Source organism: Ensifer sp. Root558 (assembly GCF_001427045.1).
GTDB classification, from domain to species: Bacteria; Pseudomonadota; Alphaproteobacteria; order Rhizobiales; family Rhizobiaceae; genus Ensifer; species Ensifer adhaerens.
In genome coordinates this window covers 355,004-367,354 of record NZ_LMGC01000012.1, presented here as the reverse complement: position 1 = coordinate 367,354, position 12,351 = coordinate 355,004, and the positions used below count along the sequence as shown (strand labels likewise).

Genomic DNA, 12,351 nt, shown 5'->3' with positions numbered 1-12,351 from the left:
TCGACGCCACAGTTCCCGTCTCGCGTGCCCCATCCTGCGTGACAGTTCGCTGGCGATCGGATAAACCAGCAGCCTCCATTCCCAAGGCCCTTCGTGGCCATGCAGACGGCATAACGTTAGATGACCTCCACCGATCCGATCGCCAATCTCGCCACCCTCATTCGTTGCCCCTCAGTCACCCCGGCCGAAGGCGGCGCGCTTGCAGCCCTTGAAGCCATGCTGAAGCCGCTCGGCTTCGCGGTCGACCGCGTGATGGCCAAGGAGGCTGGCACGCCCGACATCGAGAACCTTTATGCGCGGCTTGGAACCGAAGGCCCGCATCTGATGTTTGCCGGGCATACGGATGTCGTTCCCGTCGGCGACGAGGCCGCCTGGAGCCACGGTCCGTTTTCGGCCGACATTGCCGGCGGCGAGATGTATGGCCGCGGCGCCGTCGACATGAAGGGCGGCATCGCCTGCTTCGTCGCGGCAATCGCCCGCCATGTCGAAAAGCATGGCGCCCCGAAGGGCTCGGTCTCCTTCCTCATCACCGGCGACGAAGAGGGACCGGCGATCAATGGCACCACCAAGCTCTTGCAATGGGCGGCCGACAAGGGCGAGCGCTGGGATGCGTGCCTGGTCGGCGAACCGACCAACCCGGAGAGCCTTGGCGACATGATCAAGATCGGCCGGCGCGGCTCGCTGTCCGGCCGCATCACCGTTCACGGCGTGCAGGGCCATGCGGCCTATCCTCATCTCGCCGACAGCCCGGTGCGCGGCATCCTGCAGCTGACGCAGGCGCTGATGGACCCACCCTTCGACAACGGCACCGAGAGCTTTCAGCCCTCCAATCTCGAAGTGACGACGATCGATGTCGGCAACAGTGCCGTCAACGTCATTCCGGCCAAGGCGACGGCCGCCTTCAACATCCGCTTCAACGACACATGGACGGCGGATAGCCTGATGGCCGAGATCATCGCCCGGCTCGACCGTGCCGCGGCAAGCGGTAGCCTGCGTCCGGACCGCGCCCCCGTTCGCTACGAAATCGTCTGGGCCGAGCGCCCGAGCCACGTGTTTCTCACGCGCAACAACGCGCTGATCGATTCGCTCTCCGGCGCGGTCGAAGCCGTCACGGGGCGCCAGCCGAAGCTGTCGACGACCGGCGGAACCTCGGATGCGCGCTTCATCAAGGACTATTGCCCGGTGGTCGAGTTCGGCCTCGTCGGCCAGACGATGCACATGGTCGACGAACGGGTCGCCGTCGCCGACCTCGAGACCCTGACCAATATCTATGAAACCTTCATCGCCCGCTGGTTCGGCCATGCCGCTGCTTGATGAGGTGCTTGCCTATATCCGGGGGCTCTGGCTCCTGGCGCAGGGTAACGAAGAAGGCTTCCGCTGGCTCGATTTCAGCGAGAGTGGCCTCTGGCGCTCGTTCACGTCCATGCTCTGGTGCCTGCCGGCGATCGCCGTCACCTGGGCGTCCTGGCGGCTCTACTACCTCTCGGTCATGCCTGATGGCACCACGATCGGCATCGGCTTCATCTTCAAGCTGCTCGTCGTCGATCTCGTCAGCTGGCTCTTGCCGCTGGTGCTGATCGCCATTCTCTCGCGCCCACTCGGATTTGCCGGAGCGGTGGTACCGATCGTCGTTACCACAAACTGGCTCTCGGTTCCGCTCTCCTACGCCATGGCGGTGCCGGCGGCGATCCGTGTCGTCATTCCCGGGAGCCAGGGGCTGACGAGCTTCATCTGGTTGACGCTGCTCGTCATCAGCGTTGCGGTGCTCTTCCGGCTCTTGCGCATGGTGACCGGCAACCAGACGCTGCTTGCCTCGGCGCTGACGGCGCTGTTCCTGTTGCCGTCGATGATGATCGGCGATCTCTTGCAGCGCTTCTTCGGTCTGATCCCGACAAGCTAGGACTTCGGGATCAGTAGTCCACCTGAAGGAAATAAAGCCCATCGGGCGGCGCCACGGGGCCGCAGGCCTTGCGGTTGCGGGCCTCAAGCGCTGCCTGCAGATCATCCGGCGTCCACTTGCCTTCGCCCACCAGCTTCAGCGAGCCGGCGAAGGAGCGGATCTGGTTGTGCAGGAAGCTCTGCGCCGTTGCGCGGATCTCGATGACGCCGGCGACAAGCGCGACGTCCAGCCGATCGAGCGTGCGCACCGGGCTCGCCGCCTGGCAATGGGCGGAGCGGAAGGTGGTGAAGTCATGATGGCCGACGAGGCGCTGGGCGCCTGCATGCATGGCTTCATGGTCGAGCGGCTTCGGCACCCACCAGGCGCGCCGGGCTTCAAGCGCCAGCGGCGCGGGCCGCGAGATAATGCGGTAGAGATAGTGGCGGCGCAGCGCCGAGAAGCGCGCGTCGAATTCCTCGGACACTTCCTCGGCCTCGAGAATCGCCACCCGCTCGCCCGCAAGCCCCAGATGGGCATTTAGCGCGTTGCGCAGCGTGTAGGGCTTCCACGGACGCGTGAGATCCGCATGCATGACCTGGCCACTGGCGTGCACACCGGAATCGGTGCGGCCGGCGCCGCGGATCGACACGGTCTCTCCGGTCAGCGACAGGATCGCCTTTTCGATCGCCCCTTGGACGGACTCTCCGTTGTCCTGCCGCTGCCAGCCGACATAGTCCGAGCCGTCATATTCGACGGTCAGCTTGAACCGCGGCATCAGCCGAGCCTCGTGCCGGGCGCAACCGGCGTTCCGCGCAGGAAGTCGGCCGCACCCAACGCCTTGCCGCCGGCGCGCTGCAGGCGGGTGAGCCGAACGGCGCCCTCGGCGCAGGCAATCGTCAGATTATCGTCGAGCACCGTGCCGGCCTCGGCCTCGCCGGAAGCGGGCTCCGAGTTCAGAACCTTGATGCGCTCCGGCCTGCCGGCGATCTCAAGTTCGAACCAGGCGCCCGGAAATGGCGACAGGCCGCGGATATGGTCGTGGACCTCGCGGGCGGGACGGGCGAAATCGATGCGGGTTTCCGTTTTGCTGATCTTCTGGGCGTAGACGACGCCGTCCTCGGCCTGGACCGTCAGCGGCAGATCGTCGGCCTCGAGTTTTGCCATCGCTTCCCGCATCAGACTGGCGCCGACCTGCATCAGGCGATCGTGCAATTCGCCCCCGGTCATCGTCTCGCCGATCTGAACCGTCTTGGTGAGGGCGACCGGGCCGGTATCGAGCCCCTTTTCCATCTTCATCACCATCATGCCGGTCTCGTGGTCGCCGGCCATGATCGCGCGCTGGATGGGGGCTGCACCGCGCCAGCGCGGCAGCAGCGAGGCGTGGCCGTTGTAGCAGCCGAGCTTGGTGCCGGTGAGGATGGCCTCGGGCAGAAGCAGGCCATAGGCGACGACGACGGCGACGTCGGCGTCGAAATCACGGAAGGTCTGGCGGTCCGCCTCGTCCTTGAAGTTGACCGGCGTCAGCACCGGAATACCCAGCAGTTCGGCCGCCTGGTGCACCGGCGATTTCTGCAGATCGAGCCCGCGGCGGCCACCCGGCCGCGGCGGCTGGGTATAGGCGGCGACGATCTGATGGCCCGCCTCGGCAAGTGCCGCCAGTGTCGGCACCGAAAATTCCGGTGTGCCCATGAAGATGATGCGAAGCGACAAGGCGGTAACTCCGTCCTTTCAGATCACTTCATGCGGGGAAACGGCGAAATGATCTCATTCTCTAAAAACAGGACAATTCCAAGAAAGCCGTTTCACGCTCTTCCTGGAATGTTCAATGGGTTCCCGCCTTCAAAATTTCGCGTGATCTTCCGCGATCGAAGGCTCAGATCGCCTTTGCGCCGCGCGTCTTGGCAGCCTTGGTGAACTTGCGGATCACCATGTCGCGCTTGAGCTTGGAGATGTGGTCGATGAACAACACGCCGTTCAGGTGGTCGATCTCGTGCTGCAGGCAGGTGGCGAGCAGGCCTTCGGCCTCGATCGTCTGTTCCTTGCCGTCGCGGTCGAGGTGCTTGACGGTGATGACAGCGGGGCGCTCGACCTCGGCGTAGTAGTCCGGGATCGACAGGCAGCCTTCCTCGTAAACCGAATAGGTGTCGGACGAAGCGACGATCTCGGGGTTGATGAAGACAAGTGGCGTCTTCTCGTCGCCCTCTTTCGAAACGTCGAGCACCAGCATGCGCCTGGCGACACCGATCTGGATCGCGGCAAGGCCGATGCCGGGGGCATCGTACATGGTTTCGAGCATGTCATCGGCCAGACGGCGGACGTCCGCGTCGACGGTTTCGATCGGCGTTGAAACCTGGCGAAGCACAGGATCGGGAAGGATGATAAGCGGCTTGATGGTCATGATGCTCCCATAGCCGATCTTTCCATCGACGCGCAAGGAAATTGCCTTGCCACCTGCGGCACCCGCTCGTCCCTCGTCGGGCGTTAACCGCCGCGCACATATGTTCTTGTTTTGATCTACACTTCGCGAGAGAATCTGTTAGGTTTGGCGCATGGAACCCGCGCCCCTTCCCTTCGCCCAGCCGTTGTTTTTCATCGGCACCCTGCCGATTACCCTGGGCCATCTGACGATTGCCGCCGGCCTTGTGCTGGCTGTTGCCGGCCTGATGGCGCTCTCGCGCCGGCGCAATCCCCGCGACGACGAGCGGCAGGAACAGATGGCAATGCTGCTGGCAGCACAGACGGAGATGCAAGGGCGGGTCGCGGCCATGGCCGAGGTGTTCGGCGCCCGGCAGGCGGAGCTCAACCAGACACTCAGCCAGCGCATCGACGGCATGACCCATCGCATCGGCGCCTCGATCAGCGAGCAGACCAAGGCGACACACGAGAACCTGCGCCGGCTGCAGGAACGCCTCGCGGTCATCGACACGGCCCAGAACAACATCCAGTCGCTCGCCAAGGACATGGCCGGACTTCAGGCGATTCTATCGAACAAGCAGACGCGCGGCGCCTTCGGCCAGTCGCGCATGGAAGCGATTATCGCCGACGGGCTGCCGATGGGTGCCTTCGAATTCCAGGCGACGCTGTCGAACGGGGTGCGGCCCGACTGCACCATCCGCATGCCGAACGGCCAGCCGCCGCTGGTCATCGACGCCAAATTTCCGCTCGAAGCCTGGAACGCGATGCGGGATGCTCCGACCCCGGAGCGGCGCCAGCAGATCGCCCAACTCTTTCGCCGCGACATGGAAACGCACGTGCGCGACATCGCCGGCAAGTATCTGATCCCAGGTGAAACGCAGGATACCGCCTTCCTCTTCGTACCCTCGGAATCGATCTTTGCGGAGATCCACGAGCATTTCGAAGCGATCGTGCAGAAGGCGCACCGCCAGCGGATCGTCATCGTCTCGCCCTCCCTGCTGCTGTTGTCGATCCAGGTGATCCAGGCGATCCTCAAGGATGCACGCATGCGCGAGCAGGCGCACCTGATCCAGGGCGAAGTCGCGCGGCTGATGGAGGATCTCGACCGTCTCGACGAGCGCGTGCGCAAGCTGCAGGGCCATTTCGCCATGAGCCAGAAGGATGTCGAGGACATCCTCGTTTCCTCCAGCAAGCTCACCCGCCGCGGGGCCAAGATCGAGGCCCTAGAGCTGCAAGCGGAAGGCGGCACACGGGACGCGGACGAACCACGTGCCGCGGTCGACAATCGGGTCGGGCAATTGCGCCTGCGGGTGGTTGACGAGGACTGAGGCTGTCGGGCACTCTCCGGCCCAATTCGCAAAGCCGACAGGATAGTTTCACATGATTACTGTTTTTGGGTCCATCAACATGGATCTGATCGCCACCACCGCGCGCCTTCCGAAGCCCGGCGAAACCGTCGCCGGCACCAGCTTTTCGACCGCCGCCGGCGGCAAGGGCGCAAACCAGGCGCTGGCCGCACGACGTGCCGGCGCGACGGTGCAGATGGCAGGCGCGGTAGGAAAGGACAGCTTTGCCGACGGCGCGCTCGAACTGTTGAAGGGTGCAGGCACCGACCTGTCGTTGACCAAGACGGTCAGCGAGCCGACCGGCACCGCCCATATCCTCGTCGGCGGTGACGGCGAAAATGTCATCGTCGTCGTCGCCAGCGCCAATGCGACGGTCGATGAAGCCGATGCGGTGAAGGCCGTCGACGGCATGAAGCCCAGCGATACCTTGATGCTGCAGCTCGAAATTCCGGCCGCTTCGGTCGAGAAGGCGCTCACCGCCGCCAAACAGAAGGGCGTGCGTTCGGTCATCAACATCGCGCCGCTGACACCGGACGCAGCCCGCCTCGGCCGCATGGCCGATATCGTCATTGCCAACGAAACCGAATTCGAACTGCTGGCCGGCAAGAGCGGTATCGGGAGCACTGAGCGCGAAGAAGCGATGAAGGCGCTGCACGCGGAGACTGGCCAGACGGTCATCGTCACGCTCGGCGCCGAAGGCGTGGTGGCCGTACATGAAGGCGAGATCCAGCGCGCCAAGGGCCTGAAGATCGAGCCGGTCGATACCGTCGGCGCCGGCGACACCTTCTGCGGTTATCTCGCAGCCAGCCTCGATGCTGGCATCGCCTTCCCCGACGCTCTGCGCCGCGCAGCAGTCGCCGGCTCCCTCGCCTGCCTGAAGAGCGGCGCCCAGCCCTCGATCCCGCTCGCTGCGGACGTGGCGTCGCGTCTCTAAATCCTGCGCCAGAAAGCACGCACTTGAGACGGGCGAAGTCGCCCGTCTCATTTTTCCCAGGCCCTGGCCCGCATAGATTTCACCCTCCCGACGGCCGCTTGCGCAATCCGGACAGCCGATGTCGCGGACATAAAACTTTGCGTGCAATTTTATGCAAGCGATGCGTAAAACAGCGTCCGTGTTGGCCCTATCTTAAGAATCTCCAGTCTATTCAGGACCGTGAGAAAACCGGCCAAAGCGCCTGGTCGTCTCCAACATGCCGGTCGGCATCTGACGCTCCATGATGGAGTTCACCCCCATTGCGAAATGCGTCCACCGCAGGTGAAAACCTGCGAACCTCCCAGCACGTGAGGATTTCATGTTCAAGTTCCAAGCCAAATCGCTGGCGACCAAACTGATCGCGGTGACAGGCGGCACGATCGCACTTGTCTTGCTTGCCTCGAATTTCGTTCTCATATCCCAGACCCAGGACCGCGTCGAAACGCTGGTCCTCGAACAGGCAGGCGGCGAAGCCCGCGCGATTGCCTCCGACATTGCCGGCGACATCGGCGAGCTTGCAAGTGCTGCCCGCTCGATGGCGGGCATCCTCGGCCGCGCACATGCCGAAAAGTCGCTGGAGCGCACCGGGGTGATCAACATCCTCAGGGCAAACCTCGAGCAGAACCCGTTCGCCTTCGGCAGCTGGTTCGCGGAAGAACCCAAAGCTTTCGATGGTCGCCAGGAAGACCTCGTCAACAACAAGGAACTGGGCGGTAACGACAAGGGCATCTTCACGCCCTACTGGTCGAAGAGCCGCACCAACGAAATCCAGTACTCCACTTTCGGCGCTGACTACGCGGCCGAGTGGTACAAACTCGCGGCAAAAAGCGGCAAGGGTGCCATCACCCAGCCCTACACCGCGCAGGACACCGACGTTCCGACCGCGATGAGCTCGATCGCCTACCCGGTCATGTCCGGCGGCAAGCTTCTCGGCGTCACCGGCGTCGACATTTCGCTCGCCTCGCTCGGCGATGGCCTCTCGAAGCTGAAGCCCTTCGACACCGGTCGCGTCTACCTGCTGTCGCAGACCGGCAAATGGTTGGTCGCACCGATCCCGGACCTTCTGCTCAAGGAGTATGACGGAGAAGGCAACGAGGTCGTCAAGAACGCGCTCGCCTCCGGCAAGCCGGGCATCATCTCCAACCTCTCTTATGACGGCAACGAACCCTTCGACCGTCTCGTCTATCCGTTCACTCTCTCGGGCGTGAACACCAGCTGGGTCGTGCTCGTCGACGTGCCGCGCACCGCGATCAATGCGCCGGTCAAGGATCAGACCTACATGATGATCGTCGGCGGCCTCGTCGTGCTCGGCGCTGTGCTGCTCGGTCTCTATCTCGCGGTTCGTGGTTTCGTGCAGAAGCCGCTGGCAAGCCTCGTCAAGGACGTGAACGACCTCAGCCACGGTGACTACACCAAGGCGATCGCCGGCCAGGATCGTTCCGACGAAACCGGTGAAGTCGCCAAGGCGCTCGAAGGCTTCCGCCATCAGCTTGCCGACACCAAGCGCCTCGAAGGCGAAGCCCGCCATGAGCGCGAACAGGCCGAGCGCGAACGCGGCCGCTCGGAAACCGAGCGTGCAGAATCGAGCGCGCTTCAGCGCGACATCGTCGCCCGCCTCGGCAAGGGTCTCTCGCATCTGTCGTCCGGCGATCTCGCATTCCGCATCACCGACGATTTCCCGGGCGAATACGCGCAGCTCAAGCGCGACTTCAACGCGGCGATGGAAAGCCTCGAAGAGACGATCCGCACCGTCAACCATTCGGTCGTCAACATCGGCAACGGCACCAGCGAAATCAGCAGCGCCGCCAACGACCTGTCGCACCGGACCGAACAGCAGGCTGCAAGCCTGGAAGAGACAGCAGCGGCTCTTGACGAGCTGACCTCGCAGGTCAACGCCAGCGCCGAAAACGCCAAGGTCGCCGCCAAATCGGTGGATGTGGCCAGCAGCGATGCCGGACAGTCGGGCGAGGTGGTGCAGAAGGCGATTGCCGCGATGAAGGGCATCGAGCAGTCCTCGCACGAAGTCAGCCGCATCATCGGCGTCATCGACGAAATCGCCTTCCAGACCAACCTTCTGGCGCTGAACGCCGGTGTCGAAGCGGCGCGTGCAGGTGAGGCCGGCAAGGGTTTTGCCGTCGTCGCCCAGGAAGTGCGCGAACTCGCCCAGCGCTCTGCCAATGCCGCCAAGGAGATCAAGACATTGATCAACACCTCGGCCGGCCAGGTGCGCGAAGGTGTTGATCTCGTCGGCAAGGCCGGTGGCGCGCTCGAAAAGATCGCCGAGCAGGTCGTGCAGATCAACGGCCTCATCCGCCAGATCTCCAGCTCCGCTTCGGAACAGGCCGTCGGCCTGAAGGAGATCAACTCCGCCGTCAACCAGATGGACCAGGTAACCCAGCAGAACGCCGCCATGGTCGAGGAAACGACCGCGGCCGGCATGGCGCTCAACGAAGAAGCCCGAACGCTCAACACGCTCGTGGCCCGCTTCCGGGTCGCGCAGGCGACCGCATCGGCCCAACCGTCCTCGGCGGCTATGCTGCGTGGCACGGCCGAGCGCATGCGCGCGGCCGAACGCCCCGCTCCGGTCCCGGCCCCCGCCCGCGAGGCGCGGCCCGCTCCGGCGGCGAACCCAGCGCGAAGCAGCTACTCGGCTTCGACGCAGCGGGTGCTGACCCAGACCTCCGGCGCCAACGCGCTTGCCCAGGACAACTGGGAAGAGTTCTGATCAACGGAACGAGAAAAGAAAACGGCGCCTCTCGGGGCGCCGTTTTTGTTTGAACTACGATGATTGAGCCGAGGCTCAGATGCGAGCCAGCCGCTCGGTCAAAAGGTCGAAGAAGCCCTGGTCGTCGACGAAGCGCATAACCTTGGCGTTGTGCGGCCGGCCGGTGACCTGCCACCAGTCGACGACGGTCATGCCGGCCGTCAGCTCCGACTTGGTCTCGATCTCGACGTTGCAATCGCGGCCGGTGAAAAGCTCGGGGCGCAACAGATAGGCAATGACCGTCGGATCGTGCAGCGGGCCGCCATCGGTGCCGTACTTCTCGATATCGAAGCGCTCGAAGAATTCGAGCATCTCGGCCATGGCGATCGCCGGGCGGCTGCCAATGTCGCGGATCTTCTGGACGCGCGCCTTGTGGGTCAGCACCCGGTGGGTGACATCGAGCGGCATCATCACGATCGGAACGCCCGAACGGAAGACGATGTCGGCTGCCTCGGGATCGACGTAGACGTTGAATTCGGCGGCGGGCGTGATGTTGCCGCCTTCGAAGAAGCCGCCACCCATCATCACCAGTTCCTTGACCCGCTGCGCAATGTCAGGCGCCTTCTGCAGGGCCAGCGCGATGTTGGTGAGCGGGCCGAGCGTGCAGAGCGTCACGGTGCCCTCTGGCTCCTTTCGCAACGTCTCGACGATGAAGTCGACCGCATGCTGCTCCTCGAGCTTCATTGTCGGCTCGGCAAGCTCCGGGCCGTCAAGGCCGGTCTTGCCGTGCACGTGCTCGGCGGTCACCAGCGGGCGAGCAATCGGCTTGTCGGCGCCCGAGAACACCCGAACCTTCGGCCGGTCGCAGAGCTCGCACAGGATGCGCGCATTGCGGGCCGTCAGCGCCAGCGGCACGTTGCCGGCGACCGCGGTGATACCGAGCAGGTCGATCTCTTCCGGACTGCCGAAGGCGAGCATGATGGCGGCGGCATCGTCCTGCCCGGGGTCGGTGTCTATGATTATCTTTCTCGGCACGGGCACTTTCTCGTCCTCCCTGGACCACGTTGTTCGGCGCGATCGATACGTTGCATTGGGCCGGACGGGAGTAAACGCCCTGGCGTTCCTTTGTCCCATTCCCGGATTCTGCGAGAGCGGACTATGATTTGCGTGCACGCCGGAGGCAAGCGGCTTGCACTCATTGCGCACAGCTACCATATTGCGGAAAGGATGCTGCAAGGCAGGTCCGAACAACGGTCGCTTGATCTCGCAAGGACTTGAAGAATGAGCCGAATTACCCCTTTTACGAGCCCGCTTCTGCTGGGTTTCGATACGATGGAAAAGACCCTTGAGCGGATTGCCAAGGGCAACGACGGATACCCGCCCTACAACATAGAACGCGTTCGCGGCGATGCCTCGACCGACGAACCGGAACGGTTGCGCATCACGCTCGCCGTGGCAGGCTTTTCCGAAGAAGATCTCGAAGTCACCACCGAAGAGAACCAGCTCGTCATCCGCGGCCGGCAGATCGACAACGGCGACCGTGATTACCTGCACCGCGGCATTGCGGCACGCCAGTTTCAACGCACTTTCGTTCTCGCCGACGGCATGAAGGTTCTGGGCGCGGAACTGCGCAACGGCCTGCTCTCCGTCGACCTCGTTCGTCCCGAACCGGTTCGTATGGTAAAGAAAATTAACATTTCAGTCCCAGAGTAGGATAACCGGCGGGATTCTCCCCTCACCGGCGACCACGGAGTGTCACCATGGGACTGAAAGACATCAGCTCGTCGCTGTCGAAGAACGACCTCGCACATCTCGGCGAAGGCGAAATCGGCTACATCCGGAAAATGCGCTCGGAAGAAGTCTCGCGCTGCTTCCCGGAAGCGCCGGAGATGGGACCGGGTATCGATCTCTGGGCGCTTTTCGGCGCCGACGGCACGCCGATCCTTCTGACAGACAATCGTTCCAGCACCTTCTTCAAGGCGGCCGAGGATGATCTGAAGACGGTCACCCTGCACTGACAGGCTGCCGTCGGTGGAGACGGCAATCGGACGCTTGAATGGAAGCCGTCGCTCTCGAGAGCGACGCAAGCGCGAGCGGAAAACCGCTTCGCACCTTTCCTGGAATTGATCTGCTAGTCCGCAATTCCGCACAGAAAACCGCTTCGCACTTTTCCTGGAAGAAAACCGCTTCGCACTTTTCCTGGAATTGATCTKCYAGTCCGCAATTCCGSACRGAAAACCGCTTCGCACTTTTCCTGGAATTGATCTTCCAGTCCGCAATTCCGGACGGAAAACCGCTTCGCACTTTTCCTGGAATTGCTTTAGACGCGCCGGAAGGTGAGATAGGCGGAGCTTCGCCCTTCCCTGCGTGCCTTGGCCTCGTAGCGCGTGCTCGGCCATCCCTCATAGGGTGTCAGCCAATCGGAAGCCGTCTCTGCCGTCCACTCGAAGGCTGCGTGATCGCGGCAGTGCAACAGCGTCCAGTTGACATAGGTATCGATATCCGAGGCGAAGCAGAACACGCCGCCGGGCTTCAGCACGCGGGCGAAGCGATCGAGATTGACCTTGGAGACGAAACGGCGCTTCCAGTGTTTGCGCTTCGGCCACGGGTCCGGATAGAGCAGGTCGATCTGGTCGATCGACGCGGCCGGCAGCCAATCGAGGACCTGGGTGGCATCGTCGTCATAGAGCCTGACGTTGCTGACGCCGCGCTCCTCGATATGACCGACGAGCTTGGCCATGGAATTGACGAAGGGTTCGACGCCGATGAAGCCGGTCGACGGCGCTTCGGCCGCACGGTGGATCAGGTGTTCGCCGCCGCCGAAACCGATTTCGAGGCGCATGCGGTCCACGCCCTGCGGATAGAGGGTCTTCAGGTCCGCCGGAGGCGGGCTCGAAAGGTCGAGCTTCAGGGTCGGCAACACGGTTTCCAGGTGCGCCGCCTGCCGCTCGCGCAACGGCTTGCCCTTGCGGCGGCCGAAAAAGGCCTCGGTTGCTCTGGCGCGGCGCGGTTCGGTCATGTCGTCTTTCCCTTG

The 12,351-nt window shown here is 63.5% G+C and carries 12 protein-coding genes; 7 read left to right on the top strand and 5 right to left on the bottom strand.

The annotated features are described in order from the left end of the window. The first annotated feature begins 120 nt into the window (after positions 1-120). Both dapE and ASD63_RS15155 read left to right on the top strand, forming a co-directional pair. On the top strand, positions 121-1,314 hold the full coding sequence (gene dapE, locus ASD63_RS15160) for a succinyl-diaminopimelate desuccinylase (protein ID WP_034797369.1): 1,194 nt from the start codon (positions 121-123) through the stop codon (positions 1,312-1,314). Then, on the top strand, positions 1,301-1,900 hold the full coding sequence (locus ASD63_RS15155) for a hypothetical protein (RefSeq protein ID WP_034797371.1): 600 nt from the start codon (positions 1,301-1,303) through the stop codon (positions 1,898-1,900). The genes dapE and ASD63_RS15155 overlap by 14 nt, the downstream gene beginning before the upstream one ends. Before the next feature lie 10 nt (positions 1,901-1,910). Here the strand turns inward: ASD63_RS15155 and truA are convergent, their stop codons facing one another. The 3 genes from truA to def all read right to left on the bottom strand — a co-directional run bounded on the left by truA (position 1,911) and on the right by def (position 4,277). Next, positions 1,911-2,654 (bottom strand): tRNA pseudouridine(38-40) synthase TruA, encoded by a 744-nt coding sequence (gene truA / locus ASD63_RS15150; RefSeq protein WP_034797373.1) that lies wholly within the window; start codon positions 2,652-2,654, stop codon positions 1,911-1,913. Continuing rightward, positions 2,654-3,589, bottom strand: a complete 936-nt coding sequence (gene fmt / locus ASD63_RS15145; RefSeq protein WP_034797375.1) for a methionyl-tRNA formyltransferase — start codon at positions 3,587-3,589, stop codon at positions 2,654-2,656. Before fmt ends, truA begins: the two co-directional genes overlap by 1 nt. Positions 3,590-3,752: 163 nt before the next feature. After that, a complete protein-coding gene (gene def / locus ASD63_RS15140) occupies positions 3,753-4,277 on the bottom strand; it encodes a peptide deformylase (RefSeq protein ID WP_034797616.1) in 525 nt (174 codons plus the stop codon). Between the two features lie 151 nt (positions 4,278-4,428). On the opposite strand from def, the gene ASD63_RS15135 reads away from it, so the two are divergent. From ASD63_RS15135 to ASD63_RS15125, 3 genes are all read left to right on the top strand, one after another. After that, entirely contained in the window at positions 4,429-5,622 is a 1,194-nt protein-coding gene (locus ASD63_RS15135) for a DNA recombination protein RmuC (RefSeq protein WP_034797378.1), read from the top strand. A gap of 52 nt (positions 5,623-5,674) precedes the next feature. Beyond that, a complete protein-coding gene (locus ASD63_RS15130; protein ID WP_034797380.1) occupies positions 5,675-6,574 on the top strand; it encodes a ribokinase in 900 nt (299 codons plus the stop codon). A gap of 358 nt (positions 6,575-6,932) precedes the next feature. Further along, positions 6,933-9,338 (top strand): methyl-accepting chemotaxis protein, encoded by a 2,406-nt coding sequence (locus ASD63_RS15125; protein WP_034797382.1) that lies wholly within the window; start codon positions 6,933-6,935, stop codon positions 9,336-9,338. A gap of 75 nt (positions 9,339-9,413) precedes the next feature. Here the strand turns inward: ASD63_RS15125 and ASD63_RS15120 are convergent, their stop codons facing one another. Next, positions 9,414-10,358 (bottom strand): nucleoside hydrolase, encoded by a 945-nt coding sequence (locus ASD63_RS15120; protein WP_034797385.1) that lies wholly within the window; start codon positions 10,356-10,358, stop codon positions 9,414-9,416. Positions 10,359-10,598: 240 nt separating this feature from the next. On the opposite strand from ASD63_RS15120, the gene ASD63_RS15115 reads away from it, so the two are divergent. Continuing rightward, a complete protein-coding gene (locus ASD63_RS15115) occupies positions 10,599-11,030 on the top strand; it encodes an Hsp20 family protein (RefSeq protein ID WP_034797386.1) in 432 nt (143 codons plus the stop codon). 47 nt (positions 11,031-11,077) lie between these two features. Next, positions 11,078-11,335: a DUF1150 family protein gene (locus tag ASD63_RS15110; protein ID WP_034797387.1), complete on the top strand. Its 258-nt coding sequence runs from the start codon at positions 11,078-11,080 to the stop codon at positions 11,333-11,335. 302 nt (positions 11,336-11,637) lie between these two features. On the opposite strand, the gene ASD63_RS15105 is transcribed toward ASD63_RS15110, so the two are convergent. Continuing rightward, entirely contained in the window at positions 11,638-12,336 is a 699-nt protein-coding gene (locus ASD63_RS15105; RefSeq protein ID WP_034797389.1) for a tRNA (guanosine(46)-N(7))-methyltransferase TrmB, read from the bottom strand. Positions 12,337-12,351: the final 15 nt, after the last annotated feature.

Excerpts from the sequence above, each read along its gene's own strand:
- ASD63_RS15110 (WP_034797387.1), top strand. The coding sequence starts at position 11,078 with ATGGGACTGAAAGACATCAGCTCGTCGCTGTCGAAGAACGACCTCGCA.
- ASD63_RS15105 (WP_034797389.1), bottom strand. The coding sequence starts at position 12,336 with ATGACCGAACCGCGCCGCGCCAGAGCAACCGAGGCCTTTTTCGGCCGC.
- ASD63_RS15135 (WP_034797378.1), top strand. The coding sequence starts at position 4,429 with ATGGAACCCGCGCCCCTTCCCTTCGCCCAGCCGTTGTTTTTCATCGGC.
- ASD63_RS15155 (WP_034797371.1), top strand. The coding sequence starts at position 1,301 with ATGCCGCTGCTTGATGAGGTGCTTGCCTATATCCGGGGGCTCTGGCTC.
- ASD63_RS15125 (WP_034797382.1), top strand. The coding sequence starts at position 6,933 with ATGTTCAAGTTCCAAGCCAAATCGCTGGCGACCAAACTGATCGCGGTG.
- ASD63_RS15115 (WP_034797386.1), top strand. The coding sequence starts at position 10,599 with ATGAGCCGAATTACCCCTTTTACGAGCCCGCTTCTGCTGGGTTTCGAT.
- ASD63_RS15130 (WP_034797380.1), top strand. The coding sequence starts at position 5,675 with ATGATTACTGTTTTTGGGTCCATCAACATGGATCTGATCGCCACCACC.
- dapE (WP_034797369.1), top strand. The coding sequence starts at position 121 with ATGACCTCCACCGATCCGATCGCCAATCTCGCCACCCTCATTCGTTGC.
- truA (WP_034797373.1), bottom strand. The coding sequence starts at position 2,654 with ATGCCGCGGTTCAAGCTGACCGTCGAATATGACGGCTCGGACTATGTC.
- def (WP_034797616.1), bottom strand. The coding sequence starts at position 4,277 with ATGACCATCAAGCCGCTTATCATCCTTCCCGATCCTGTGCTTCGCCAG.